Origin of the sequence: Parafrankia colletiae, assembly GCF_001854655.1 — a bacterium.
Classification (GTDB): Bacteria; Actinomycetota; Actinomycetes; order Frankiales; family Frankiaceae; genus Parafrankia; species Parafrankia colletiae.
In genome coordinates this window covers 127,913-153,655 of the sequence record NZ_MBLM01000108.1, presented here as the reverse complement: position 1 = coordinate 153,655, position 25,743 = coordinate 127,913, and the positions used below count along the sequence as shown (strand labels likewise).

25 protein-coding genes, 2 tRNA genes and 1 pseudogene are annotated in these 25,743 nt (G+C 69.6%); 10 read left to right on the top strand and 18 right to left on the bottom strand.

The genetic code is table 11. The annotated features are described in order from the left end of the window. The first annotated feature begins 723 nt into the window (after positions 1-723). Entirely contained in the window at positions 724-1,722 is a 999-nt protein-coding gene (gene hpnH, locus CC117_RS11730) for an adenosyl-hopene transferase HpnH (protein ID WP_071083759.1), read from the top strand. 137 nt (positions 1,723-1,859) lie between these two features. On the opposite strand, the gene CC117_RS11725 is transcribed toward hpnH, so the two are convergent. Next, on the bottom strand, positions 1,860-2,690 hold the full coding sequence (locus CC117_RS11725; protein WP_071083758.1) for a helix-turn-helix domain-containing protein: 831 nt from the start codon (positions 2,688-2,690) through the stop codon (positions 1,860-1,862). A 431-nt stretch (positions 2,691-3,121) separates the two neighbouring features. Here CC117_RS11725 and CC117_RS37030 point away from each other — a divergent pair, with 431 nt between their 5' ends. Beyond that, positions 3,122-3,361 carry a hypothetical protein gene (locus CC117_RS37030; protein WP_071083757.1) on the top strand — a complete coding sequence of 80 codons (240 nt, stop codon included), beginning with the start codon at positions 3,122-3,124 and terminating at the stop codon, positions 3,359-3,361. Positions 3,362-3,480: 119 nt separating this feature from the next. Further along, the gene (locus CC117_RS11715) at positions 3,481-3,699 is read left to right on the top strand and encodes a hypothetical protein (protein WP_071083756.1); all 219 of its coding nucleotides are present in this window, start codon (positions 3,481-3,483) and stop codon (positions 3,697-3,699) included. 188 nt (positions 3,700-3,887) lie between these two features. Here CC117_RS11715 and CC117_RS11710 read toward each other — a convergent pair whose 3' ends face one another. Together CC117_RS11710 and CC117_RS11705 are read right to left on the bottom strand one after the other, a co-directional pair. Further along, positions 3,888-4,859 (bottom strand): LLM class flavin-dependent oxidoreductase, encoded by a 972-nt coding sequence (locus tag CC117_RS11710; protein WP_071083755.1) that lies wholly within the window; start codon positions 4,857-4,859, stop codon positions 3,888-3,890. A gap of 61 nt (positions 4,860-4,920) precedes the next feature. Beyond that, positions 4,921-6,030, bottom strand: a complete 1,110-nt coding sequence (locus tag CC117_RS11705) for an XdhC family protein (RefSeq protein ID WP_071083754.1) — start codon at positions 6,028-6,030, stop codon at positions 4,921-4,923. Positions 6,031-6,159: 129 nt separating this feature from the next. On the opposite strand from CC117_RS11705, the gene CC117_RS11700 reads away from it, so the two are divergent. Further along, entirely contained in the window at positions 6,160-6,837 is a 678-nt protein-coding gene (locus CC117_RS11700) for a nucleotidyltransferase family protein (protein WP_071083753.1), read from the top strand. Positions 6,838-7,020: 183 nt separating this feature from the next. Further along, the gene (locus tag CC117_RS11695; protein ID WP_071083979.1) at positions 7,021-8,136 is read left to right on the top strand and encodes an NADH:flavin oxidoreductase; all 1,116 of its coding nucleotides are present in this window, start codon (positions 7,021-7,023) and stop codon (positions 8,134-8,136) included. A 28-nt stretch (positions 8,137-8,164) separates the two neighbouring features. On the opposite strand, the gene CC117_RS11690 is transcribed toward CC117_RS11695, so the two are convergent. The 6 genes from CC117_RS11690 to CC117_RS11665 all read right to left on the bottom strand — a co-directional run bounded on the left by CC117_RS11690 (position 8,165) and on the right by CC117_RS11665 (position 13,748). Next, positions 8,165-8,713 carry an NUDIX hydrolase gene (locus CC117_RS11690; RefSeq protein ID WP_071083752.1) on the bottom strand — a complete coding sequence of 183 codons (549 nt, stop codon included), beginning with the start codon at positions 8,711-8,713 and terminating at the stop codon, positions 8,165-8,167. 121 nt (positions 8,714-8,834) lie between these two features. Further along, positions 8,835-9,038, bottom strand: a complete 204-nt coding sequence (locus CC117_RS11685; RefSeq protein ID WP_071083751.1) for an ImmA/IrrE family metallo-endopeptidase — start codon at positions 9,036-9,038, stop codon at positions 8,835-8,837. Between the two features lie 152 nt (positions 9,039-9,190). Continuing rightward, positions 9,191-9,280 (bottom strand) — tRNA-Ser (locus CC117_RS11680). Positions 9,281-9,484: 204 nt separating this feature from the next. Further along, complete coding sequence (locus tag CC117_RS11675) at positions 9,485-11,878, bottom strand: [protein-PII] uridylyltransferase (protein ID WP_071083750.1); 2,394 nt, start codon at positions 11,876-11,878, stop codon at positions 9,485-9,487. A gap of 248 nt (positions 11,879-12,126) precedes the next feature. After that, a complete protein-coding gene (locus tag CC117_RS11670) occupies positions 12,127-12,465 on the bottom strand; it encodes a P-II family nitrogen regulator (RefSeq protein WP_071083749.1) in 339 nt (112 codons plus the stop codon). Beyond that, positions 12,462-13,748: an ammonium transporter gene (locus CC117_RS11665; protein ID WP_071083748.1), complete on the bottom strand. Its 1,287-nt coding sequence runs from the start codon at positions 13,746-13,748 to the stop codon at positions 12,462-12,464. Before CC117_RS11665 ends, CC117_RS11670 begins: the two co-directional genes overlap by 4 nt. A 471-nt stretch (positions 13,749-14,219) precedes the next feature. Between CC117_RS11665 and CC117_RS11660 the strand changes: the two genes are divergently transcribed. Next, entirely contained in the window at positions 14,220-15,461 is a 1,242-nt protein-coding gene (locus CC117_RS11660) for a C40 family peptidase (protein WP_071083747.1), read from the top strand. Positions 15,462-15,812: 351 nt separating this feature from the next. Here the strand turns inward: CC117_RS11660 and CC117_RS11655 are convergent, their stop codons facing one another. Beyond that, positions 15,813-16,496: a metal-dependent transcriptional regulator gene (locus CC117_RS11655; protein ID WP_071083746.1), complete on the bottom strand. Its 684-nt coding sequence runs from the start codon at positions 16,494-16,496 to the stop codon at positions 15,813-15,815. 430 nt (positions 16,497-16,926) lie between these two features. Here CC117_RS11655 and CC117_RS11650 point away from each other — a divergent pair, with 430 nt between their 5' ends. Both CC117_RS11650 and CC117_RS11645 read left to right on the top strand, forming a co-directional pair. After that, positions 16,927-17,151 (top strand): DUF3039 domain-containing protein, encoded by a 225-nt coding sequence (locus tag CC117_RS11650; protein WP_071083745.1) that lies wholly within the window; start codon positions 16,927-16,929, stop codon positions 17,149-17,151. 266 nt (positions 17,152-17,417) lie between these two features. After that, positions 17,418-17,490, top strand: a tRNA-Arg gene (locus CC117_RS11645). Positions 17,491-17,652: 162 nt separating this feature from the next. Here the strand turns inward: CC117_RS11645 and CC117_RS11640 are convergent. From CC117_RS11640 to CC117_RS11615, 6 genes are all read right to left on the bottom strand, one after another. After that, positions 17,653-18,789, bottom strand: coding sequence for a Fic family protein (locus CC117_RS11640; RefSeq protein WP_071083744.1), 1,137 nt, complete (start codon positions 18,787-18,789; stop codon positions 17,653-17,655). Positions 18,790-19,136: 347 nt separating this feature from the next. After that, the gene (locus CC117_RS11635; RefSeq protein ID WP_071083743.1) at positions 19,137-19,610 is read right to left on the bottom strand and encodes a type II toxin-antitoxin system VapC family toxin; all 474 of its coding nucleotides are present in this window, start codon (positions 19,608-19,610) and stop codon (positions 19,137-19,139) included. Then, positions 19,600-19,917, bottom strand: a complete 318-nt coding sequence (locus tag CC117_RS11630; RefSeq protein ID WP_071083978.1) for a type II toxin-antitoxin system Phd/YefM family antitoxin — start codon at positions 19,915-19,917, stop codon at positions 19,600-19,602. The genes CC117_RS11635 and CC117_RS11630 overlap by 11 nt, the downstream gene beginning before the upstream one ends. Before the next feature lie 534 nt (positions 19,918-20,451). Continuing rightward, positions 20,452-20,832 (bottom strand): type II toxin-antitoxin system death-on-curing family toxin, encoded by a 381-nt coding sequence (locus tag CC117_RS11625; RefSeq protein ID WP_071083742.1) that lies wholly within the window; start codon positions 20,830-20,832, stop codon positions 20,452-20,454. Next, entirely contained in the window at positions 20,829-21,026 is a 198-nt protein-coding gene (locus tag CC117_RS11620) for a ribbon-helix-helix protein, CopG family (protein WP_071083977.1), read from the bottom strand. Before CC117_RS11620 ends, CC117_RS11625 begins: the two co-directional genes overlap by 4 nt. Before the next feature lie 463 nt (positions 21,027-21,489). After that, on the bottom strand, positions 21,490-21,813 hold the full coding sequence (locus CC117_RS11615) for a type II toxin-antitoxin system Phd/YefM family antitoxin (RefSeq protein ID WP_071083741.1): 324 nt from the start codon (positions 21,811-21,813) through the stop codon (positions 21,490-21,492). 293 nt (positions 21,814-22,106) lie between these two features. Between CC117_RS11615 and CC117_RS11610 the strand changes: the two genes are divergently transcribed. Beyond that, positions 22,107-22,727: an ATP-dependent Clp protease proteolytic subunit gene (locus CC117_RS11610; protein WP_321572599.1), complete on the top strand. Its 621-nt coding sequence runs from the start codon at positions 22,107-22,109 to the stop codon at positions 22,725-22,727. A gap of 51 nt (positions 22,728-22,778) precedes the next feature. After that, entirely contained in the window at positions 22,779-23,120 is a 342-nt protein-coding gene (locus CC117_RS11605) for a hypothetical protein (RefSeq protein WP_071083739.1), read from the top strand. Positions 23,121-23,859: 739 nt separating this feature from the next. On the opposite strand, the gene CC117_RS11600 is transcribed toward CC117_RS11605, so the two are convergent. Beyond that, a complete protein-coding gene (locus CC117_RS11600) occupies positions 23,860-24,225 on the bottom strand; it encodes a hypothetical protein (RefSeq protein WP_071083738.1) in 366 nt (121 codons plus the stop codon). Positions 24,226-24,631: 406 nt separating this feature from the next. Continuing rightward, a pseudogene (locus CC117_RS11595) lies at positions 24,632-25,228 on the bottom strand (Fic family protein); the annotation flags it as partial. Positions 25,229-25,743 lie beyond the last annotated feature (515 nt).

Below are 25,743 nucleotides of genomic sequence, written 5' to 3'. Positions count from 1 at the left end.
GCCGGCTGCCGTCGGGACGGCCCACGAGGGCCCGCCCCGACGGCAGCCGTCGCATTTGCGGGGCCGAACGTGCATACACCCCGCAGACCCCTCGCCGTCGTCTGAGCCTGCTCTGTCGGGCCCCCCTGTAGGGGTATCGACGACGGCCGCGCTGGCTGGCCGGACAGCGCCGGTCCGCAGCCGGACGCCTCTGCCCCGACGGTGACCCACGCGCCTTGTGACCGGGCACTTCAGACCAGCGGCACCGGACGATCGCCCGCCCGCGGCCCGCCGCCGGATGGCACGGTGCCTCATCGGCCCGATGACCCGGCACCATCGAGCGCCGCCGCTTCTCCATCGCCTTGTTACGGTCGTTGCAGGCGACATGCTTCGGGCGGCCCGGTCGGCCGGGAAACGGTCTTCCACCGGTCCGCACGCAGRCAGGTCGGACGTCCGCCGATTCGACGGGCTCGACGCTCCTGACCGACTTCCGACGGGCCGCGGCCCGAGACTAAATACAGCCGTGACGCCTGCCGGGTGGATGTACGTGATGCCTCGAACCGATGACCGAGCGGCTTGCGGGATAACAGGACGGAAAGAAGATCCTTCGCCGGCCGGTTAAGTAAGTCTCATCGAAGGATTTTTCCTGGATCAGATAAGTCGGCTACTTACACTGACAGGGAGCGGCACGGCATCGCGACTCCACCCACAAGGCGAACGTAGATCAACACCGGAAGGGTGAACATGAGCATTCCGCGGCGTCAGGCGATCAAGGTCGGCATGTATCTGCTGAAGYAGAAAATCGCACGTCGGGACAAGTTCCCGATTTCTCTGGAGCTGGAACCGCTCTTCGCGTGCAACCTCTCCTGCGAGGGTTGCGGCAAGATCCAGCACCCCGCGGATGTCCTCCGGCAGCGGATGCCGGTCGAGCAGGCACTCGCCGCCGCCGACGAGTGCGGAGCCCCCGTCGTCTGTCTGGCGGGCGGCGAGCCGCTCATGCACCCGGAGATCGAAAAGATCGTGGAAGGCCTGGTCAAGCGCAAGAAGTTCATCTACCTCTGCACCAACGCGCTGCTGCTGCCACGCAAGATCGACAAGCTGACCCCGTCGCCGTACCTGTCGCTCGCCGTCCACATCGACGGTCTCGAGGAGCGGCACGACGAGTCCGTGGCGAAGAAGGGTGTGTTCGCCCAGGCGGTGGACGCCATCAAGGATGCGCAGCGCCGCGGCTTCCGGGTGACCACCAACACCACCTTCTTCAACACCGACACCCCGCAGACCGTTATCGAGGTGCTGGACTTCCTGAACAACGACCTCAACGTCGACGGGATGATGCTCTCGCCCGCCTACGCCTACGAGAAGGCGCCTGAGCAGGACAGGTTCCTCGGGGTCAAGGAGACCCAGGAGCTTTTCCGCAAGGCGTTCGCGGACGGGCGGCGCGAGCGCTGGAACATCAGCCACTCGCCGCTGTTCCTGGACTTCCTCGAGGGCAAGGTCGACTTCGCCTGCACTGCCTGGGGAATTCCCTCGTACTCCCTGTACGGCTGGCAGAAGCCGTGCTATCTGATGGGTGACGGCTACGCCAAGTCCTATCAGGAACTGCTGGACACGACCGACTGGGATTCGTACGGGCGGGGCCGTGACCCGCGCTGCGACAACTGCATGGCGCATTGTGGCTACGAGCCCACGGCGATTGCGGCGACACTGAGCTCGCTGCGGGAGTCGATTCGCGCGTCACGCTGAGCCGCCCGGCGGACAAGCTGTGGCCGGACGACCTCGGTGACGGCGGCCCGGTTCCTCGCCCGGAGACCGGCAGCCGCCGCACCGAGGCCCGTCCGCACCCCGGTGCGGCCGCCCCCGGTGCGACCGCTCCGGGGCAGTCATGAGTGCTGCTTCCGCAGACGTTCGAGCAGGGAGATCGAGACCTCCTCCGAGCGCGCCATCGTTCCCCAGCCCTCGATGAACAGCCCGTCGTAGCTGAGCCCCACCCAGCGCCCGGTCAGTCGGTCGCCGTGCGGGTGCAGCGACAGGAACAGCGTGCCCTTCGACCGCACCGGCCCGTCAGCGGCGGCGTACCAGCCCATGACGATCTCGTTGTCGAAGAGCCGCAGCTCCCCCGACCACAGATATCCGCCGGCCTCAAGGGTCAGCCCGCGGGAGACCGCCTCGATGGTGAGATGGTCGCCGGTGTGGCTCACCGCGACCTCCTGCGAGGAGTGGATCTCCTCGCCGTCCCGGAAGGTCTGCCAGGACGTCCACCACCGCCCGGACAGCTCGTTGCGCACCCGCGCCGGGACTCCGGGAGCCACCGGGGCCGCGGGCTGGGGGGCGGGCGCGGYCGACGCGCTCGACAGCGTCGCGGACGCGACGGCGACGGGCGCCACCGCCGCGGCGCTGCCCCCGACGATGAGTTGTCGGCGATCCGTGATGTCCACCTCCTTCGAGACCTCCATCCAGGTCACGCCCGCCTGACCTCCCTTGTCCTCCAGCCAGGCGTGCCGCCGCAGCTCGACGAGCGTGCCGCCCGCCTTCAGCTCCGCGTCAATCGCGCTCACGAGCGACTGAGACGGCACACCCAGCAGGCCACGCTCGGCCTTCGAGAGGTAACTCGGTTGGTAACGCACCCGGTTGGCGAGCTGGGCCTGACTGAGCCCAGCGGCCTTCCTGTACTGGACGATGGCGTCCAGCAGGCTGGCGAGACGGGGTTGCATGTCCCTCACATCGTCCACCCGGGATCCCCGGTTCTGGTTCGCCGCCGACTGTRTCCAACCGGTCTGACTGCTGTCACACCCCTGCATCCGCAACACCGAGCCCCCGCTCCGCCGCCGTTCGTCCGCTGATCTCCTGCTTTGATGGTGCCATGCGACCCGGTTCTGTCGCCTGAGCCGCATTCGGCCTTCCTGTGGCTCTGTGTCGCATCTTCCCTCCGCAGTATGACGCCTCTCACACCCTCCCTTTTCGGTCGGTCTTCAGGGACCGTCAACGCAGGGAGGGAGGACGTCGTCCAGCAGTCACCGCGCCGAACCGGAGCACAGGACATGACAGGGAACAGGCAGGTCGCCGGCCCCGCCGGCAACGTCGACAAGAAACGGTTTGATTCCTTCAAAAAAGCTGAATCATTTCTCGTCCTGACGAGGCGGAAGTGACCACATCGAGCCCACTTCATCCGCCGTCCGAGGAAAGCTGGCACGAGACCCGGCAGGCCCTACGGGTGAGATGGTCGACGCCGGCCGCCTACGCGGTCGTTCTGGTCGACGAGGCGGGCGCTCCCACATCTGTGGTGGGAACCTTTCCTGGGCCGATGTCGGCGGAGATGTACGGGCGGATCGTCGGAACCGATTTCCGGGTCGTCCGCGTGACACCGGCGGGCGCGCCGCTGTGAGCCGCCGCGACCTGTGCCACTCCTACCAGGCAGGACGGCTACGCGGCCTGCCTGACCCGCGCGTCACCCGGAGTGAGGTCGGGCGGGGCCCGGCCCGGCGGAACCGGGCGAGGAGCCGGGTGACCCACCCCGGCGAGGTGCGCTGCGCCCGGACGGGGCCTGACGTCATGCCCGACCCCTCGGGCCACGCCAGAGGCCACAACCACGGCCACCGCTCGGACATCGACGCGGCCACTCACCTGGGTGCCGACACCGACACCGATGCCGATGCCGAGAGAGACGGCACCGGGACGAGCGACAGCGACCGGCCCGACGCCAGGAAGCACGACACCGAGTGACGCGACGCCGAGCGGGCCGGGTACCGCGCCCACGGCCCGGCCACGGCCCCGGCCGTCATGACCGCGACCGGCGCCAGCCGCGGGTGTGCCCCGCGCGATGGCACGCGACGCGACGGCACCCGACGTTGTCACGACCGGCCGCCGGGTTTCGGGTCACGAAACCCGGCGCGGCGACGCCGGGAGAACTTCTAGGAGAACTTCGGCAGAACCTCACGCTCGAAAAGACGCAGGCTTGACCATGCGGCTTCCGGCGGTATACCGCCGCAGAGCGGATGGAACTGCACGAAGGGGAACGGCGCCTCCTTCTGCTCGGCTACCAGCTGGTCAGGAGTGAGTACCCGGTACTGCCCGTCGGCACGCAGCTGCTCCAGCCCGGACTTCGAGTGGAACGGGGAGGCGACGTTGTTCTCGGCCTGCCAGGCGCCGTACGCGTTCGTCTCATGGAAGAAGTAAGGCGCCATCTGCTGCCAGCCGTCCTCCGGGTCCTCGGCCAGCGCCACCACCTTGTTCATTCCGACCGGAGACGTACCGGGATCCGGCCGGCCGAGTTTCTGGACCTCGTCGCGGTAGAATTCCCAGATCTCCGGAAGCGCCGGGATGAAACCGTCGGCGATACGCGCGGCACGCCGGGCCGCCGCCTCGCTGCTGCCGCCGAGCAGGAGGGACGGGCCGCCGGGGCGGTGCGGCGAGGGTGTGACGTGGACGGTCCGGCCGCGGTACTCGAACGGCTCTCCGCTGAAGGCGGCCTTCAGCGTTTTGATCGTATCTGTCACGCGCTTCGCGCGCTCGTTCATCGGAACGTCGTACATCGCGAACTCCTCGCGGACGTACCCCGCTCCGACAATGAGGTCCACACGGCCCTTGCTGATGTTGTCGAGAACAATCAGGTCCTCGGCGAGCCGCAGCGGGTCGTAGAACGGCGCGATCAGTGCCGCGACGAGGAAGCGGACGTTCTTCGTGCGGGCGGCCATCGCGGCGAGCATCGGGATCGGGCTCGGGAGATAGCCGTCCGGCGAGGAGTGGTGCTCCGAGACCGCGATGGTCACGCAGCCGAGCTGGTCTGCCCACTCGGCCATGTCAAGGGCCGCCGCGTAACGGTCGGCCATGGATGTACCGGCTAGATCCGGATTACGGAAGTCAAAGCGTAAGGCGAACAGCACGGCCGGAGACTAACAGGAATCAGGTCCACAGGATTGGAGATCACCGGGCCGCAACAGCAGCTCAACCGCGTCCATGGTGGATCGGCCCCACCAGCGCCCGCAGCTGACCGCCCGTCCCGCCACGACGCACCGCGACGATCTCTGCCGCGATCGAGATCGCCGTCTCCTGCGGCGTCCGTCCACCGATGTCGAGGCCGATGGGCGCGTGCAGCCGCGCCAGATCACCGTCGGTGAAACCAAGCTCACGGAGCCGTCGTTCCCGGTCGGCGTGGGTCCGGCGCGACCCCATGACGCCCAGATAGGCCAGCGGCAGCCGCAGCGCGACGTCCAGCAGCGGCACGTCGAACTTCGGGTCATGGGTGAGGACGCAGACGACCGTGCGGGGGTCCACCGCCGTCGCGGTGAGATAGCGGTGCGGCCAGTCGACGACCACCTCGTCGGCGTCCGGGAAGCGCCGGTGCGTGGCGAAAGTGGCGCGCGCGTCGCAGACGGTCACCCGGTAGCCGAGGAACGACCCGACCCTCGCCAGCGCCGCGACGAAGTCGATCGCCCCGAACACGAGCATCCTCGGCTTCGGCGCGAAGGACGCAACGAACACGGAGTTGTCATCACCACGGCGCTCACCGTGCGGTCCGTAATGCAGCATTCCGCTGCTGCCCTGCTCCAGCATTCCCTGCGCGTCGTCCCGCACCGCGGCGTCGAAGCACGCACTGCCGAGGGTGCCCGCGGTCCCGCCCGGCCGCACGATGAGGTGGGCCCCGACCGAGGCATCCGCCGTCCCGGCCACGAGCGTCCCGAGCGCCACAGGACGTCCGGCCTCGACGTCCGCGAGCACCTCACCGAGCTCCGGGAACGACTGCCGGCTCACCGGCTCGACGAAGATGTCGATGACGCCGCCGCAGGTCAGGCCCACCGCGAAGGCCTCGTCGTCACTGACCCCGAAACGTTCGAGAACCGGGCGGGAGTTCGCCCGGCACTGCTCGGCGAGCTCGTACACCGCTCCCTCCACGCAGCCGCCGGACACACTGCCCACCGCCGTGCCCCCCGGGCCGACCACCATCGCCGCACCCGGCTGCCGGGGAGCGGACTGCCAGGCGCCGACGACAGTCGCCAGACCGGCGGTCTCCCCGGCCAGCCACCAGGCATGAAGATCCATGAGCACGTCGCGCATCGGAGATCACCTCGCCCCGTTCCCGTCGCGGGTCGGCCACAGGCGAGATACCCGGCCTGGCCGGCGGGCCGCCGGTAGGCGCGGGACCGTCCCAGCCGCCGGCCAGCGTCACGGCGCTACCCTGCCGGCATGACCGGCCACCTTCCCGGCACCACCGGATCCGGGCCGCCCCGTCCCGGCCCAGGCGCCGGGCCCCGTCCCGGCCCACGCACCGGCGCCCGGGTCGTCGCGGCCGTGCTCGCGGCGGGCAGCGGCAGCCGGATGGGCACGCCCAAGGCGGAGCTGCGGATCGGCGGCGCGCGGCTGGTGGACCGGGTCGTCGAGGCAGCTCGGGACGCAGGCTGCGCGCGGATCATCGCGGTCGTCCGCGCCGGGACGGCGGTGCCGGGCGCCGAGCGCGTCGCGAACCCGGCCCCCGAGCGTGGGCTGCGCAGCTCCCTCGCCCTGGCGCTGGAGCTCGCCGCCGACCCACTCCCACACCCACACCCACACCCACGCTCGTCCTCGTGTGACGCGATCGTTCTGCTCCTGGTCGACATGCCCGGCATCAGCGGCGACGCGATCCGCGCCGTCGTCGCCGCCTGGCGCCCCGGCCGGGTCGCCATGGGCCGGTACGGCGACCGCCGCGGCCACCCGATCGTCATGGCACCGGACCTGTGGCGCGCGGCCATCGCCCTCGCCGGTCCCGACGAGGGCGCCCGGCGCTTCCTCGCGGCCCACGCCGACCTCGTCGACGCCGTGCCCGTCCCGGGTGACCCCGCTGACCTGGACACCCCCGACGATCTTGCCCGCTGGACGTCCAGGTAGCGAGGGATGTCACTCCAGCACCGAGGGCAGTTCGGAACAGCGGCGTGGACGTCTGAATTGCACCCTGATGTGACAGTGACCTCCAGCCCACCCGGAACCGCCGGCTCATCCGGACCGGCCAGCTCGTCCGGAGCTTCGAGCTCGTCGGGACCGGCCGCGGCGCCCTCGGCGATTACCGCCCAGCTGCCCGTCCACCTCCTGGACGGAGCAGATGCGGCACCGTTGTTCACGCCGTTCCGCCTGGGAGACGTAGAGGTCGCGAACCGGTTCGTCATGGCGCCCATGACGCGCCAGTTCTCCCCGGGCGGAGTACCGGGCGAGGACGTCGCCGCCTACTACGCCCGGCGAGCCGCCCACCTCGGCCTGATCGTGACCGAGGGCACCTATGTCGGCCACCCGTCCGCCGGGAGCAGTGACCGCGTGCCGCGGTTCCACGGCGACGACGCGCTGGAAGGCTGGCGCCGTGTCGTCACCGCCGTCCACGACGTGGGCGGGCGAATCGTGCCCCAGTTGTGGCATCTCGGTGCCGTCCGCGACCCGGGCGCCCCGCCGTACCCGGAGGCGCCGGTCGTGAGCCCGTCGGGCCTGCGGGCTGACGGCACGGTGGTCGGCGAGGCCGCCATCGCGGCGGACATCGACGCGATCATCGCCGCGTTCGCCCGCGCGGCAGYCGACGCCCGACGGGTCGGGTTCGACGGCGTCGAACTGCACGGCGCGCACGGCTACCTGCTGGACCAGTTCTTCTGGCCGCAGACGAACCGCCGCTCCGACGGGTACGGCGGCTCCCTGGCGAACCGGGCCCGGCTCGGGGCGGAGGTCGTCGCGGCGGTCCGGGCCGAGGTCGGTCCGGATCTCCCCGTGATCTACCGCTTCTCGCAGTGGAAGGGCGGCCACTACGACGCCCGGGTCGCCGAGACCCCCGCGGACCTCGACGCGCTGCTCACTCCACTCGTCGACGCCGGCGTCACCGCGCTGCACGTCTCGACCCGCCGTTACTGGCTGCCCGCATTCGACGGCTCACCGCGCACGCTCGCCGGCTGGACCCGGCACCTCACCGGCCTTCCCACCATCGCGCTCGGCTCCGTCGGGGTGCCGACGGCCTTCCGCGGCGACGACGAGGCGGCCGCGCCGTCGCTGAGCCTCGCTCCCCTGCTCGACCTGTTCGACCGCGGCGAGTTCGATCTCGTCGGGCTCGGTCGCGCCCTGCTCTCCGAACCCGCCTGGACGACCAAGCTGCGCGACCGGCGCCTCACCGAGATCCGCCCCTACACCAGGGCGGACGACACCCGCCTCACCTGAGACCTGAGGCCTGACCACCCCTGTTCCGTCACGATCGGCGGCCTGCCGTGGCGATGCGTCGGCGCAGCACCTCGTCGGTGATGCTGTCGACCGGCCTCCAGGCTGCCGCCGTGACCTCCTCGGCCTGGATGTCGCCCACGTCGGCCGCGGTCCGGAAGAGGAACCGGAAATCGATGTGCTGGTGGGCGGGCTCGCCTCTGGCGACGTTCACGGGAATGGGATGGACGTCGATGTGCACCGGCCCGCCGGCCACGGAACGCACCGCGGCCCGGGGAATGCCGGTCTCCTCGCAGAGCTCCCGGGCGGCGGCCTCCTGCAGGGAGTCATCCGTGTCCTCAAGGTGGCCTCCCGGCAGGAGCCACCGGCCGAGGGCCCGGTGGTGAATCTGCAGGACGTCCCCGCCGGGGCCCAGCAGGATCGCGCCGGCGGTGGCGTGGCCGCGGGCCTCGGCACGGGAGGCCAGGTCAGCACCCGCGTCGAGCTGCCCGAGCACCGGGGTGAGGGTGCTTACCTCCCCGGGATGGCTACTGAGGTAGCCGATGAGGGCTGCCCGGATGTGTCCTGCCGTGATGGGCATCCGCCGTCACCTCTCCATACGGAACGTGGTCATGCCTGCACCCAAACATGCGCACGAGAGCAACGCGGACCCGGGCATGTCGAAGCCGTGGCGTGCTGCAGATCAGCCAGCCCGGCAGCGTTCAAGCGATCCGATCCCAGTCGACCACGTCGAGGATCTCGCGGGGAAGCAGAGTGTCCGCGGCGAACGCGTTCGCCACTGCCTCATGCTGATCCCGCTCAGCACGGGAGATCCCTTGGTCATGGTGGCCTCGGACGAGGTGGCCTGACTCGTGGGCGATCGACCAGTTCTCCCCTGCCGGTCGGCGAGTGGACGCTGTCAGCATGCGGCAGGAGACGGTGGCCGCTGCGAGCCCTGTCCGACGCGACGCCCGCACTGTCCTCACCAGCAGTGGTGAGAACTCGGGGCTTCCAGAGACCAATGGCGATGTGCCTGGTCGAAGACCCGTCCAGCGTGGACGGGCCCGACCGCGAAGGGCGGAGGCTCGGGGATTTGAACCCCGGATGGGCTGTAGACCCAAACCGCATTAGCAGTGCGGCGCCATAGACCGGACTAGGCGAAGCCTCCTGAAGGTGCGTCCCAATCATAGCGCCCCGGTCGGCGGACCTGACCCCAGCCCTCCCGTGCCGAGCGCGACACGTCTGACCGAGGGCAGCCAAGGGCGGCCGTCCACCCGCTCACCTCGGGGCACGCCGGCCATCCTGGCTGGCCAACGGTGGTCTGCGGTCGTCGGCCGACGACCGTTCCGGCCTCCACCACATGCCGTGGCCGCTACGAGGCCACGCTGGCCTCGTTCGCCGTGAGAGCGGCCAGGATCGCGGACGACACCTCAGCCCGCCGCTCGATGCTCAGCATCGACGCCGACTGGCCCGTTCGGGTGATGGAGCCCGTTCCGGCGGCGGGTTCCGGCCCGGATGGTTGGCCTGCCGTGGCGGCCGGGTCCTCGATGTAGAAGGCGTCGACGACGTCCAGGCCGAGGGTGGCGACGATGGCGGTGCGGACGTCCAGGCCGACCTCCGCGAGCGCGCGGGCGATCCGGTGCAGCACGCCCGCGCGGTCAGGGGCCCGCACCTCGACGACGGTCACCGAGCCCGAGTCGTCGAAGATGACCTGCGGTGGCCCGGGTGTGTTCCTCCGGCGTGTCGCGGCGTAGTCCTGTTCCCGTCCCGCGAGGCGCGCCGTGACGTCGAAGTCGCCGGTGAGAGCGCCACGCAGGTCCTCCTGGAGACGCCGCTGGTCCGGGCGCTCCCCGTGCGGCGCGGCGACGGCCGCCTGGAGCAGGGAACGCCCGCCGGAGCTGCGGGCCGAGGCGCGGCGGACGTCCAGCCGGCTGAGCGCGAGCACGCCGGCGGTGGTGGCCAGGAGACCGACCCGGTCGTCGGCGGTGACGACCACGATCTCGAACATGGCGTCGTCCGGGAGTGGGTTGACCTGCACCGTGAGGTCCGCCGGGAGGGCGAGCAGGGCGGCCTGGCGCTCGCTGAGCGCCGGCGGGCAGGGCGGTTCCCGACCGTCGAGCACGGCGGTGGCGCGGTGCACGAGGTCGGAGACGAGGCGCGCCTTCCAGGCGTTCCAGGCGGTCGGGCCGGTGGCCTGCGCGTCGGCTTCGGTGAGCCGGTGCAGCAGCGTGAGGACGCGGACACTGCCCGCCGCCGTGGCGACTGATTCGATAGTGACGGGGTCGTCGATGTCCCGCCGGGTGGCGGCCTCGGTGAGCAGCAGGTGGTGGCGGATCATCGCGAGGAGGACCTCGGTGTCCTCCGGAGGGAGGCCCAGCCGGGGGGCCAGCTCCCGCACGACCACGATGCCGGCGTCGGTGTGGTCTCCCGGGTATCCCTTGCCGATGTCGTGCAGGAGGGCGCCGAGAAGCAGGAGGTCCGGGCGGTCGACGTCCCGGGTGTGGGTGGCGGCCCGCGCGGCGGCCTCGATCAGGTGCCGGTCGACGGTGTAGCGGTGGTAGGGGTTGCGCTGCGGCCGGCTGCGCACCGCCGCCCACTCGGGGATCAGCCGGACGAGCAGCCCGACCTGGTCGAGGGACTCCAGCACCCCGATCGCCGCGTCCCCGGTCGCCAGCAGGCTGACCAGGTCGTCCCGCGCCGCCTCCGGCCACGGCGCCGGCATCTCCGGCGCCTCCTGGCCGAGCCGGTCGATGGCGTAGCGCCCGAACGGGATGCCGGTGCGCGCCGCGGCGGCCGCCGCCCGCAGCACGAGGCCGGGGTCACTGGCGGGGTCGGCGTCCCGGGCCAGCTGGATCTCCCCGTCCTGCTCGACGACGCCCTCGTCCAGTGGGCGGCGGACCGGTCTGCGCAGCCGCACCCCGATCTTCGACCGCTGCGCCGACGCCACCCGGTACCACGTCGTGTCCCAGGTCCAGGAGATCGCGCGGCCCGCCTCGGCGACGGCCCGGGAGAGCGCGACGGAGTCCGGGTAGCCGAGTGCGGCGGCGATCGTCTCGCCGTCCTGGAGGAGGAGCCGGTCCTGCCCACGGCCCTGGCCGAGCCGGCGCACCTCCCCCCGGACGTCGAGCAGCACCCGGTAGGCCTCCCGGACCCGCTCCGGCGGTTCCTCGGCTACCCAGGCGGCGGCGAGCGCGTGCAGCGCGTGGACGTCGCGCATGCCGCCCCGGGAGTCCTTCAGGTCCGGCTCGAGAAGGAAGGCGACCTCCCCGTTGCGGCGGGCGCGTTCCGCGACCGAGGCGGCCAGCTCGGGCAGCCGGCGCGGTGCCCGGGCCCGCCAGCGGGACCGGACCCGTTCGACAAGCTTCTCGGCAAGGGACGCGTCGCCGCGGACCAGGCGGGCGTCGAGCAGACCCATCGCCGCCTTCAGATCGGAGTCGGCGACGGACACCGCCTCGTCGACGGTGCGGACGCTGTGGTCCAGGCCGACTCCGGCGTCCCACAGGGGGTACCAGATGGCGTCGGCGAGCGCCGAGATGTCCCGACGGCGGCCGTCGTGGAGGAGCACGAGGTCGAGGTCGCTGCCGAACGCGGGCTCGCGCCTCCCGTAGCCGCCGACGGCGAGCAGGGCGGTTCCGGGACCTGGTTCACCGACGAGCTCGGCGAGCGCGGCGTCGGCGAGGTCGGTCAGGCCGGCCCGCAGCGCCGGCCCGGTCACTCCGGGAAAGGCATCCGCGCGGCCCCGCAGGGCCTGGAGTCTCGCGTCCACCGGCCACCCCTGTCCGTTCTGGTCCTCTGGTCGCCCCCAGCCCCCCAGCCTGGCACTCCCCGCACGCTTTCCGGCGCGCTGTCCGCAGATAGGCAGCCGAGAGCTCCCGGCCGCGACCGGTCGAAGCCGATCCTGATGACAGGACCGTCACCACGACCAGCGACCGGCCGGACGCGGCCTCTGGTGACTGCGCCGAAACAAAAGGGGGCGCGCCGTGACAGGCGCGCCCCCAGATTGTTTTCCACGGTTTACAGAGCGTCCGAGCCCCGTTCACCGGTCCGTACACGGACAACTGCCTCGACGGGTACCACCCAGACTTTTCCGTCACCGATCTTGCCGGTCTGTGCGGACGTCGTGATCGCGCTGACGAGGTCGTCCACGGCCTCGTCGTCCACGACGACCTCGATCTTGATTTTCGGGACGAAATCGACCTTGTACTCCGCACCGCGGTAGACCTCGGTGTGGCCCTTCTGCCGCCCGTATCCCTGCACCTCGGAGATGGTCAGGCCATGGACGCCGAGACCCTCCAGCGCGGTCTTCACGTCGTCGACCTTGAACGGCTTGATCACTGCGGTGACGAGTTTCATGCCTGGACCTCCTCAGGGACCCGGGCCGCGGCGACGGTCTTGTGGCCGCTGCTGCTGCCGCCGATGGAGGTGAGCCGGTAGGCCGTCTCGCCGTGCAGCGCCTCGTCGAGGCCCTGCTCTTCCTCTTCTTCGGAGATCCRCAGGCCGATCGTGTACTTGATGGCCAGGGCGATCAGCGCGGTCACGACCGCGGAGTAGCCGAGGGTCGCGCCGATGGCCAGCGCCTGCTCGCCGACGACGCTCCAGGGACCGCCGTAGAACACGCCGTCCTTGGCCCCCGGGTTGGTGTCGATGGTGGCGAAGAACCCGGTGAGCAGCGCGCCGAGCACACCGCCGACGAGGTGGACAGCACCGACGTCGAGCGAGTCGTCGATGCCGACCTTGCCCTTGATCGACGTGGCCAGCGCACAGACCGCACCGGCGATCAGACCGATGGCGATGGCGCCCATCGGCGAGACGAAACCGCAGGCAGGGGTGATGGCGACGAGGCCGGCGACGGCGCCGGAGGCGGCGCCGAGGGTGGTGGCCTTGCCGTCCCGCAGCACCTCGATCGCGATCCAGCCGAGAATGGCCACGCCCGCCGCGATCTGGGTGTTGATCAGCGCGTAGGCCGCGACCTTGTTCGCGCCCAGCGCCGAGCCGGCGTTGAAGCCGAACCAGCCGACCCACAGGATGGCGGTGCCCAGCAGTACGAACGGCACGTTGTGCGGGCGGAAGTCGCCGCCCGGCCAGCCGCGCCGCTTACCGAGGAACAGCGCGAGCACGATCGCGGCGATACCGGCGTTCGCGTGGACGACGGTGCCGCCGGCGTAGTCGAGCGCGCCCCGCTCGAACAGCCAGCCGGAGCCGGCCCACACCCAGTGCGCGATCGGCGAGTAGACGAAGATCGACCACAGCGTCACGAAGGCGGCGAAGGCGCTGAACTTCATCCGGTCCGCGCTCGACCCGGTGATCAGCGCCGGGGTGATGATCGCGAACATCATCTGGAAGGCGACGAACGCGACGTAGGGGATCGCGCCGTCACCGGCCGACAGGTCCTGGAGCGCGAAGAAGTCGAAACCGCCCCAGAAGCCGTTACCCTCGCCGAAGGCGAGGCTGAAGCCGATGACCGACCAGACCAGGCTGATGATGCCGATGGTGAAGAAGTTCTGCATCAGCATGCCGAGCACATTCTTCGCACGGACCATGCCGCCGTAGAAGAACGCCAGGCCGGGCGTCATGAAGAGCACGATCGCGGCACTGATCAGCACCCACGCGGTATCGCCCGAGCTCAATTCGTCCATGTCTCTCCTGTCATTCCCCCCGCGCCCACCGCGCGGACCTGCGCTACCCGGTCCCCGGCCACGCTGCGCTCGTCCCGGACCCTCCGGCCGAAGAGTCGATAAGATCTGTTCCGTCCTAGTGTCTATCCTGTTTCCGACGTGTGAAATCGATTAATTGGGCGGTTCGTGCGCGCAAGGCATGGGCTCGCAGTGGGCGTTCCGAGACCCTCCGTGTCGTTCGGCGTGCTTCCGTGACTGTACAACTGCACAGAGTTACGGTGCGGCGTCGTGACGGGTGTTCCGGCGGAGGGCTGGCATAGCGCCGGCAGCTCGCCCCACGAGACCAGCGCTATCCCCCAATCGGGCATATCTACACCCGATTCATCCACGTCAGGTGGTATATCGGATGTTGAGGACGGAAGTGCGCACAACCCTGCGCCCGTCAGGAATCCGCGCGGCGCGCCCGTAACACCGGCCGGGGGTTCACGGAGCGTGCGCCCGGCTCTCGTCGCTCTGGTCGGCGTCCTGGCCGTCGGGCCCGCTCTGACTGGGATCGGCCCCGGTCCCGCCGCCGGGCTCGGGGCGGGCATCGCCCGGGCCGAGCCCGGCCCGCAGCCCCGCGACGACGGCGGCGACAGCGGTAACGGCGGTGGCGGTGGCGGTGACCAGAACGACGACCTCGGAGCCGTCGCCGAGCAGATCGCGGCGACACGGGAGCGCATCGACGAACTCGGCCACCAGATGTCCGTGGCCGCCGAGCACTACAACGCCGAACGCATCCGCCTCGCCGAGGCTGACCGCGCCGCCGCCGCGGCCCGCGAACGCCTCGAAGCCGCCGACACGGCCGTCCGCACCGCGGCCGCCCGGCACCGCGGGCTCGCAACCTCCGCCTACCGCTCACGCGGCCTCGATCAGCTCTCCATCCTGCTCACCGGCGACCCCCGCACGGCACTCGACCGCGCCGGCGCCGTCGACGCGCTGTCCCGGCGGCAGCGGGCAGCCCAAGCCGATCTGCGCCTCGCCCGCCACGACCAGACCGAGGCGAAGGACACCGCCGACGAGACCCGCGCCAGCCGCCAGCGCCTCGTCGACTCACTGGCCGGACAGCGCCGGGCCCTCGAGGCCTCCGCCGCCGAGCAGCACGGCCTGCTGGACACGCTGATCGACCGGCAGGCCGAACTGGAGCGCGAGGCCCGCGAACGGGAGGCGGCCGCGCTGCGGGCCCGCCAGGCCGCCGAAGCCGCGGCCGCCGCCCAGGCCGCCCGCGAGGCGGCCGCCGAACGGGAACGTCTCACCCGCGAGGCCGGCCTCGTCGCGACAGCAGGTTCCACCTTCGCCGCGGCCCCCGTCCTGCCCGCCCCTCCACCCCCCACCGGGGGCAGTGGCGGCGCCGCCCGCGCAGTCCAGGAAGCGCACGCCCAGCTCGGGAAGCCCTACGTCTGGGGCGGCGAAGGCCCGAACAGCTTCGACTGCTCCGGCCTCACCCAGTGGGTCTGGGGCAAGGCCGGCGTCGGGATCCCGCACTACACCGGCGACCAGTGGACGGCCGGCCGCCACGTCTCCCGCGCTGAGCTGATCCCCGGCGATCTGGTCTTCTTCGGCGCGGACCTGTACCACGTAGGCCTCTACATCGGCGGCGACCAGATGATCCACGCGCCCCGGACCGGCGAAGTCATCCGCATCGAGGACGTCTGGTGGTCGTCCTTCCAGGGCGGCGTACGCCCCGGAGCCTGATCCCCTCCGCAGAGCCCCGGCACGCCGGTCCGGGCGCGCGAGCGTGGTGCTGCCGGCTGCCGGCTGCCGGGCCCAGGAGACCCCCGTGGTCAGGGCCCGGCGTGCCGGGAGCCCCGATGGCCTGGGGGCTCCGTAGGCCGATCCTGCATCTCACGATCCTCTGCGGAAAAACCATCGGGCCGAGCCCGAAGGCCCGGCCCGATGGTGGAGATGGCTGCGAAGACTGAGAGGACGACTGGCGATCGACGACGCTGTGGCCGCCTCAGCGGCGGCGCAGAATCAGTGATCACATCACTTGCCGCCTGGCGCGGCCGCCGTGAGGAGACGCCGCGCCAGGACCCTGCCGTCAGGTCAGCGGTCGACGTAGACGAGGGCCGCGGTGTTCCGCGTGATCTCCGCCTCCGCCTCACCGCCCGGCTTGGCGATGTACAGCCGGTCGCCTCGGGCGTCCAGCGAGAGCTCGGCGCCGGGAACAACCGACGCGTCGCGAAGCGTGCGCATCGCGTTCTCGTCGGTCTGAAGACGCTCGGAGATCCAGCTCACCTTGACGGCCTTACGACCGCCCCCGTTCCGCTCGGCGGAGGTGAGCATGCTCACCGGGGCCGCGCCGGGCGGCTCCGCCGTCTCCAGCGGGGCGGGGATCTCGTTGCCGAACGGGCACCGCTTCGGATCACCCAGAAGGACGGTCAGCCGGGCCTCGACCTCATCCGAGATCACATGCTCCCAGCGGCACGCCTCGTTGTGTACCAGCGCCCAGTCAAGACCAATGATCTTCGTCAGCAGCAGCTCCGCGAGGCGGTGCTTACGCATGACGGCGGTCGCCCTGACCAGACCCTTCTCCGTGAACTGCACGGTCCGGTCATCTGCGAGGGCCACGAGCCCCTCGTTCGCCAGCCGCGCGGTCGATTCACTGGCCGCCGGCGCACYCACATGAAGGCGCTCGACCAGGCGCGCGCGCAGCGGGGTGATGCCCTCCTCCCGTAGCTCGTACAGGGTCCGGAGGTACATCTCGGTACTGTCGATCAGTCCAGTCACCGGTCTCCTTCGTCCGCAACCAGAGTACGCTGTAACGCCCTACAGGAGGAGCCACATTCCTCTGCGTCCTGGTGCCGGTGTGTGGTATGGCCGATCCCCGCCGTCACCAACGGACCCAACCACTCCCCATCGACCCAGGGTACCCGCTCGGGCACCTACTGTTGACCAAGGCTCTGACCTGGCCCTTCGTGTCGTAACCGGGCAACACCTACCAGTGATGCGCCCGACATCCGTCCCGAAGCAGCACACGACCAGCCCCCTGCGGGGTACAGCGAGCATCATCAGGCACCGCCGACATCATCACCGCATCGCCACCCGGGGCCACTACCGCGGCACCAGTCGATACGGGGCGCCGCGCGCTCCCGCGGCGCCCGGCCCCCACCGCACGGGTGTGTCGGYGAGACCGGAGCGAGTACCTACACTCAAGAGTATGAGCACCACTCAGATCGCGCCGGAGACGTCGGACACCCGCAGTGACGAGGGGGACGACCACTCCCATTACGCGCGCCGCGAGGAGATCGTCCGCGCCTCCATCGAAGGCGGCCGCGTGACTGCCCTGTGCGGGTACAAGTTCGAGCCGGTGCGGGACCCACAGCGCTACCCGATCTGCCCCCGCTGCAAGGAGCTCGTGGAGATGGCCGAGCAGATCGGCTGAACACCCCCCGCCGCACCACCCCGAGCCGCAGCGCCCGGGCCGGTCAGCTGGTACACCTCACCTCGTCCGGGCCACCGACCGGCAGCCCCGCCGGCCTTGGGGGCCGACGGCACTTCCGCCGGGGCGTCCCGATGCGTAGGCTTGCGTGGTTCCGTGATCCGCTCCTGGGCGGCCCCGGGGCCCACGGAGCGATCTCGTGCGCCCGTCGGGGCTCGCCCACCTGGCGTCAGACCCCATCCCGCGCCCTTGTAACATCGCCGGGCGACGCCCCCGTAGCTCAGTGGATAGAGCGACCGCCTCCTAAGCGGTAGGTCGTAGGTTCGATTCCTACCGGGGGCACCGATCCGCGTATTGCGCGGATGGGGAACCGGCCTGTGCCAGCGGCTCTGACGCGCCTTCGGCAACGAGGGTTGACGAAGGTCGAGGGGTCTTCAAGCGCTGGAGGCGGACGCCGTCCGGCGTGACCACCGATCGGGCCGCGGCGGGTCCGTGGGTTGTCTGTCAGCTGGTGTACGGATTCCTCAAGGTCATGGGCATGCGTGCGATGTCAAGCGCCGGTTGAGGGAAGCGGGGGCCTGCCGTGTAGTAACGGGCTCTGGTTCGGCCGACCGGTTCCAGGACCTGTGCGGTGGTGAGGTCRCGGAGGTCGCGTTGCGCCTGTTGCAGGCTCAGGCTCTCGGCATGCTCGTAGCGTGAGCGGCGGACGCGTCCGGCCATGGCCACATCGTGCAGGGCCGTGACCACGCGCTCGTCCAGACCGGTGGTCTCGGCGAATTCGGAGAGTGCGCGCCATACTCGCCCGGAGCGTTCGAGTCGGCCCGCAACGGTCTGGGCCTGCTGGTGGTAGGCGGTCAGGTTGAACCGGATCCAGCTGGAGACGTCCTGGTCGGGARGGTACGTCGGACCCCGGTCGGCGAGTTCGCGGTAGTACTCCCAGGTGTTGCCGGGGCGGCCGAGCCACGCCTCAATGGACGAGAACTCCGGGGCCAGAACGCCTTCACGGGCGATCATGAGCGTCTGCAGCGAACGGGACATCCGCCCGTTCCCGTCAGCCCAGGGGTGGATGGACACCAGGTGAAGATGTGCCATCGCTGCCCGCACCAGCAAGTGGGCGCCATCGTCTGCGTTGAGCCAGTCGACGAGTTCCCGCGTCAGCGCAGGGACGGTATCGGCGTCCGGGGCCGTGTAGGCGGCGATGCTGGGGTCGCGGGCGTCGGTGACGTAGACGGGGCCCCGGCGCCACCGCCCGGCCGGCTTACGCACGGTGTGACGGTGGCCCTGCAACATCCAGTGCAGAGCGTTGAGCAGGCCTTTGCTGTAGCTGAAGTCCTCGGCATCGTGGAGGGTCTGGACATACGTCATCATCCGCTGATAGGCGAGGGTCTCCTCGCGGTTCTCGTCCGAGACTTCGACATCTCGCTCGCCATCCATCAGATCCTCGACGTCGATCGTGGCCACTTTGAAGCCCTCGATGGAGTTCGAGGCCGCGACGGCGTCCGCGGTCAGGAACTTCCGGAGTCCCTCAGTCCATTTCGCCGGCGTGGTCCCGATCTGGTGCCGCAGCGCGTCCCGCATGCCGTCGATCTCGCCGAGCACCTGATCGTCGGCAGGCTTGAGGGCGGGGGTGGGATAGAGCATGCATCGACGATAGATTGACGTAGTCACCACGTCAATCTAGGCTGCCCACGGGCGTCCCGCATCGACGTCGACAGAAGGCTCAGGAACGACCTGCGTTCGTGTTGCCGGCGTAGCCTGTCCGGCGGATCTTCGCGTGGGCACGTTCGATGGACACGGTCGGGCCGATGACCTGCAGGTTCAGGTTCGCATTAGTGCTGGTTGGGTGCACTTTCTGACCAGGTAAGGAACAGCCGCCGGAGTCCCGGCGGCTGCCCTGGTCTCAGCCCTGGTCTCGTTGTACCGCCCTACCGCGCAGGATCTTGAGGTGCCGTTCAGATTCCGGCGCCTGGGCCTGGGCGTGATCGCGATCAGGCGCCCGGCCGCCTCTCGTGCGGGATGGGTGGCCGCGTAACAGGTACCACACGGAGATACTTTTCCAGGCCCGTGTAGTCGCCGGGATTCGCGGTGAACAGCGGCAGCCCCTCGGCGATCGCGGTGGACGCGATCATCAGATCGGCGACGCGGCGGCGCGGCTTGCGGCCAGCGGCGATGACAGCCGCCGACAGCCGGCCGTAGGCGCGCGCGGCCTCGACACCGAACGGGATCGGGTCGAACTCGTTCTCGACGCGCTGGAGCATCTCCATCCGCCGGGCGCGTTCCTCGTGCTCGTCGTAGAGGCCCTGTTCGTCGTTGCGGCGGACCTCGTGCGGGCCGGAGGACAGCTCGGCGAGCGTCACGGCGCTGATCGCGACCTCGGCGGGGAGTTCCGCCGGGTCGATCCACGGGCGCAGGATCACGATGTTCGTGTCGAGCAGGCCCTGGCGGGGGGTCTCACTGGTCATAGGCCCCGCCGGCTTCATGGTCGATCRCCGCATCCTGGTCGGCGCGGAATGCATCCAAGTCGATCGTCGGGGCGTTGCGGGACATCGCGGCGAACTCCTCGCGTGGGACGAACCTGCGCCGGCGCCGGATCGGGACCAGCTGCCCGATCTCCCGRCCGTCCCGGGTGACCGTGAACGACTGCCCGCGCTCGACCGCGTCCATGATCTCCCGCGATCGTGACCGCAGGTCCCGCTGCGTGATCTCAGGAATGCCCACCCCTTGACCGTAGCACCCTGTAGCACGCCGTGACCCGGCCTTGTGGTTCATCAGGTTGCGTGCGGTCGGCACCGTTTGCCGTGGGCTCGGCCATATTCCTGCGCCTCGGGGGTCYCCCCTGGCCACCTGCCCTTGGTGGTCCAGGGGGCTTCCACGACGCTCCGCGGGCCGATTCGCTGTACGTACTGACTTTTGTGGTGACGTTCACAGGCGACCTGTGCTTCCGCAGGTCAGAACAGCGCAAAGCCTGAATTATCTCCTAAGCGGTAGGCCGTAGGTTCGATTCCTACCGGGGGCACCCAAGATCATGATTAAGGTCGCGAGCTGCAAGAACGAGTTGCTTGCGCGATCCCGAGGGCCGACGAGGGCCTACACCGCACCATTGGTCACAGCAGCCATTTCTGTCAGCTACAAGAGTCGACGCTGCTGTCCATGCGCGACGCCTCCGCTGGACAGCACCGAGGAACGTCCAGGGCGGGCACAGTGTCCGTCCACAGCCATGGTCGGTGCCGGTCGCATCCTGGGCGCGGCCCCCGTCGACTCGAGCAGGAGCAGAGTCGGATAAGGCGGGACGCGCCCGGATCTTCACCGACGCGCTCGGGTCGCTCCCTCAAGGATCTTGGTGATGTCCTCGACGGAGTCGCAGACACCGGTCGCGATGCTCACCACGAGGTCGTAGGCCTCATCGTTGGTCAGCGTCAGACGACACCCGTTGAGGCCGTAGAAGGCGATCAGGCCCGCGAGAGCGAGTCGCCTGTTCCCGTCGACGAGGGCGTGGTTGCGGGCGAGCGAATGCAGGAGCGCGGCAGCCTTGCCATCGAGAGTGGAATAGGCGTCACGCCCGAACACTGTCACCCGCGGCCGGGCGAGAGCGGATCCGAGGAGGCCGTGATCCCTGACCACAGGCTCGAAGCCGATGGCCCGCTCGGCGATGTACAGCAGTTCACGAAGCCTCAGATAGATCATTCGCCGAGTCGTCGGAGCGCCTCGGCGTACTGAGGAAGCTCCTCCTCCAACACCTGATCCAGCAGCTCCGCCCGGCTGTGTGCCTCGATGTACTCCCGGATCGCCTCCCGGGCGATCTCCTGCATCGAACGCTGTTCAAGCTCCGAACGCAGACGCAAAGCCTCGGCCTCACCATCCGTCAAGCGCAGTGTCATCGCCACACCCCCACGGTATCATCACTGATACCGTGGGGGGCCAGCGCCGCGGTCACGCCAACCGACCCCTATCCGATCTTCCTGGCGTTGACATTGCCGACGTAGCCCGCTCGGCGGATCTTCGCGTGGGCAGGTTCGATGGACACGGTCGGACCGTTAACCTGCAGGTTCAGGTTCGTATTAATGCTGGCTGGGTGCACAAACCACCGTTGACCTGCGCTGGACCCGACTAATCGCGATCATGGACGTCGGGATCGGGATGGCCGCCCCACAGACCCGCGTTCACGGCACTCGTCCGCGGCCCAACCACGGTTTGACATCCCTGCTGGCAGCCGGTCGCAGCGTGGTCAGCGCCCGGTCCCCGATCACCCAGTCCGGCGGCGGGTGCGGCAGCTCGGGGCGGGTCTCGTTTTACCGCCGGTCGAGCGGCGCGAGAACGGCCAGCGGCGCACGGCCGCTTCGGTTACGGGTGCCGCAGGGTTCCTGGCGGCCCGCCAGGCGGTGTCCGGTGCTCGGCGGCGATCTCATGCGGCTGGTCGAGTGGCGGGCCGGGTGTGACCGGATCGTGGTGGGCGATGCCGAACCGGCGGGGCGCGCCGCCCATGGTCTCGTGCGCCGATTCCGTGGTGGCCTCGGCCTCGGTGGCGGCCAGGTCGGCGACTGGTACGAGCGCGGCCAGTGGCTTGCCGTTCCGGGTGAGGATGATCCGCTGTCCGGTGAAGGCGACTCGGCTCACCAGGTCGGAAAGCTCTGCCCTGGCCTGCGTGACGGGGACGTACTCGTGCACGGCGCCCTCCGGTCTGCTCCGAGGAGTCTGAACTCCAGGTTGCCGGTTCTCGACCCGCATAGACCGTACCGCTCTCGCACCCACCGACCCGCCGACCGCAGACTCCCACCGAGACCCGCCGCACGTACAGAACGTAAAAGTTGTACAGTCTGTACGTCGACGGAGAGCCTCCCCGCGTCACTGGGTGCCGCCCGCCCCGAGCCGGCCGCGCGCGGGCGCTGCATCGCGGGCCGGTGCCAGCGCCCTGCGCACGTGTGTCCTGTTTCGTCCCGCCAGTAGAGAGGGTCGCGATGATGCCTCCCGCCAGCCGTTACGTCCTACCGAACATCATCGAAAGGACGGCCCGCGGCGAGCACGGCCTGGACCCGTACTCCAGGCTGCTCAAGGACCGGATCATCTTCCTGGGCGCGCCGATCGACGACACCACGGCGAACGACGTCATGGCCCAACTGCTGTACCTCGAAGGTGACGCACCCGACCGCGACATCAACCTGTACATCAACTCGCCCGGCGGATCCTTCACAGCACTGGCCGCGGTATACGACACCATGCAGTACGTCCGCTGCGACGTGGCTACCACCTGCCTGGGGCAGGCCGCATCCGCGGCGGCGATCCTGCTTGCCGCCGGCACGCCGCGAAAACGGCTGGCCCTGCCGAACAGCAGGATTCTGCTGCACCAGCCGTCCGGRCAGGGCGAAGGCTCGTCCAGCGACCTGGAAATCCAAGCCAAGGAGATCCACCGCATCCGAGCCCTGATGGAGGAAATCCTGACGCACCACACCGGTCACCCGATCGAGCGGATCCGCGCCGACATCGAACGAGACAAGATCTTCACCGCCGCGGACGCGGTCGCCTACGGCCTCGTTGACGAGGTAATCCCCAGCCGCAAGGCGCCACGACCCGGCCGGCCCTGACCAGGCAGGCCGGCCGGCACCGGCCGCCGCCGGCCGAAGGAAGGAAGACAGGTGACAGCGACCGGAGCGTCCACGCCCGGGATACCGGCGCTCACGGACGCCGAGCACGACCTCGTCGACCACTATCTCGCCCTGATCGACAGGGTTGCCGCGGTGTGCCCGGCCAGCGGACCGAGACCCACCTACTCCCTCCTCCTCGGAGCCCAAGCCCTTGTCAGCGAGGCCGTCAGACTGCGCACAGCCGCCGAACTCATGTTTGAGCGCGGTGAACGGGAGATCCACGCCAGCACACTCGCCCAAGCACTACAGGCCCTCGACGGCGAACGCCGCTGCCAGCGCGTACGCCTGCCCGCAACCCCAGCCGCCCCACACGGCAACATCGAACCACCATGATCACCGCCTGCGATCACCGCTCGGCGATGCTCAACGCCCACGCCACCTCGCCGGAGAACACCCATAGCCGGCGCGCCGGACACTTCAGAGTCAACAACGAAGTCCAGATCGGTGGGCGCGGGCGGACAGCCGCTGCCAGAGTGCGGCACGGGGACGGTGACGACGGCCGGGTCACGCCGAGCACATCGGCCAAGCCACGCTCCGTCAGGCCACAGAGGGAACTCGGCGGGTCCCCGCAACCGGCGTCGGCAAGCACCGGTCACGGCGGGCACGCCCCAGCCGGTCAGTTCGTCGAGCATGTCCAGCTGTCCAGCGACAGCGGAGGTTCGTTGTCAACCGTCGCCAGGATTCCCGCTGCCTCGCCGAGATCGCTGTTATGTCGACAGTGTCACACACCGGCTGCCGCCTGGCAGACAGTGACGAATGAGGCAACAGCGGGGCAGGTCTGCTGGTGCCTGCCGCAAGCGGCACGGGTGCTTGCGTAAGCACTCGCGTAAAGCGGGCAAAACCTGCTCCGAGCTGCTGGTATGCGCGTAGGTGCCTTGGCCGCCGGATCGCGGGAACCAGCGAGAACCCGCCTTGCGGCCTCTCCCTCGCCGGGCCGCTGGCCGGACCAGGCGATCGGATAGCCTCCGCGAGGACGRCTATCGAAGGTAGCGAATAGCGCCGTCTCGCGATGCGAGAAGGTGGGGGCATGGCCTCGGACCGCTCGCAGGACAGCCACTGCTGGCCGGTCGGGTCAGGCCGGCCAGTCGAGTTGTGAGTCAGGGATGCCGTGGGCTCGRCCGTACTTCTGAGCCTCAGCGCGCCCCTGTGGGTCCCCTCGCCGGTAACGCGCCACGCGGCCCGGGAACACGATGAAGCTGTCCTGGGCGGTGTGCAGGTCCACATACCACCCAGGCGCATCCAGGACTTCGCTCAGTTGATCGGCCAGGGCGGCGGCTTCGATGTCGGCGATCTCGAAGAAGACCAGCGTCCAGACTGGAGCCTGATCGGCGGTGACGTTCGTCGGCGCCGACCGCTGGATCCTCCGGACGATGAGCGACAGGTTGTCTAACACCGCCCCGACGCGCAGGCTCTCCGCGATCAGCACTCCGGCGGCCATTGGTGACTCCCTGGGGTCAAGGTCAGGTCCGGCGATGGATTCGACCAACCTATGCGCGGATCAAGGATGACGGGTCTTCCCTGTCTCACCCGCCCCTGGTGGTCCAGGTGGCCTCCACGGCGCTCCGCGGGTCGAATCGCTGCACGTACTAACTTTTGTGACGGCGTTCACACGCGACCTGCATTTTCGCAGGTCAGAACAGCGCAAGACTCGAATTATCTCCTAAGCGGTAGGTCGTGGGTTCGATTCCTACCGGGGGCACCGATCCGCGTATTGCGCGGACAGAGCTTCCCCGCCGTGCCAGYGGCTCCGGACGCGCCTTCGACAGCGAGGGCAGCGACAGCCGGGGATCTTCAAACGCTGAAGGCGGACGCCACCGATCAGGGGTGGGCCCGCAGGTTGGTTGTCAGCTGGTGTACGGCTTCCTCAAAGTCATGGGGGTGCGTGCGATGTCGAGCGCCGGCTGTGGGAATCGGGGGCCGGCCGTGTAGTAGCCGGGCGCGGGTTCGGCCGACCGGTTCCAGGACCTGTGCGGTGGTGAGGTCACGAAGGTCGCGCTGCGCCTGCTGCAGGCTCAGGCTCTCGGCATGCTCGTAGCGTGAGCGGCGGACGCGCCCAGCCACGGCCACATCGTGCAGGGCCGTGACCACGCGCTCGTCCAGACCGGTGGTCTCGGCGAACTCCGAGAGTGCGCGCCAGACCCGCCCGGAGCGGTCGAGCCGACCCGCAACGGTCTGGGCCTGCTCGTGGTAGGCGGTCAGGTTGAACCGGATCCAGCCAGAGACGTCCTGGTCGGGAAGGTAGGTAGACCCCCGCGGGCGGCGAGTTCGCGGTAGTACTCCCAGGTGTTGCCAGGGCGGCCGAGCCACGCCTCGATGGACGAGAACTCCGGCGCCAGGACACCTTCACGGGCAATCATGAGCGTCTGCAGCGAACGAGACATCCGGCCGTTTCCGTCGGCCCAGGGGTGGATGGACACCAGGTGCAGATGTGCCATAGCCGCCCCCTCTGTGTCAGTCCCGGGTGAGACACCCGCCCGGTGCGGGTTGGCTACAGGGGGCGCGATCGGAGACCCTCCGTGTTCATGGAGCCAGAGCCGCAGGCGCAGGCGCAGGCGAGCAAGTCGTCACCGCGGCCTGACCCTGCGCGGGAGTGTCTGATCAACGGATGTGGTCTGGCCCGTGCCGCCGAGGCCGACTCGGCGCGAAGGGACGATCATGAGCGAGATGCTCGATCCCATGCCGACCCTGATCGATCACCCCCTATCCGTCAGCATATAGTCGCCGAAGCGTAAGCATCCCGAGCAGTCGCCGGCAGCGTCGTAAACAGATGTACTCGGATAATAGCGGAGGTCCACCGATCTGAGGCTGGGGCGGAGGTCGGTGGACGGGAGTGTCCGAATACCGGCTCCGGCGCATATCCGGTAGTGACTGACGGTTAGCATCCCGAGCGACCTGTCGGGTGCGACGAAGGACCGATATCTTCAGATATTCGAGACGGCACTTCGAATTGCGCCCG

Coding starts and splice junctions, on each gene's coding strand:
- CC117_RS11625 (WP_071083742.1), bottom strand. CDS start 20,832: ATGATCTATCTGAGGCTTCGTGAACTGCTGTACATCGCCGAGCGGGCC.
- CC117_RS11670 (WP_071083749.1), bottom strand. CDS start 12,465: ATGAAACTCGTCACCGCAGTGATCAAGCCGTTCAAGGTCGACGACGTG.
- CC117_RS11620 (WP_071083977.1), bottom strand. CDS start 21,026: ATGACACTGCGCTTGACGGATGGTGAGGCCGAGGCTTTGCGTCTGCGT.
- CC117_RS11685 (WP_071083751.1), bottom strand. CDS start 9,038: ATGCTGACAGCGTCCACTCGCCGACCGGCAGGGGAGAACTGGTCGATC.
- CC117_RS11690 (WP_071083752.1), bottom strand. CDS start 8,713: ATGCCCATCACGGCAGGACACATCCGGGCAGCCCTCATCGGCTACCTC.
- CC117_RS11705 (WP_071083754.1), bottom strand. CDS start 6,030: ATGCGCGACGTGCTCATGGATCTTCATGCCTGGTGGCTGGCCGGGGAG.
- CC117_RS11700 (WP_071083753.1), top strand. CDS start 6,160: ATGACCGGCCACCTTCCCGGCACCACCGGATCCGGGCCGCCCCGTCCC.
- CC117_RS11635 (WP_071083743.1), bottom strand. CDS start 19,610: ATGACCAGTGAGACCCCCCGCCAGGGCCTGCTCGACACGAACATCGTG.
- CC117_RS11650 (WP_071083745.1), top strand. CDS start 16,927: ATGAGCACCACTCAGATCGCGCCGGAGACGTCGGACACCCGCAGTGAC.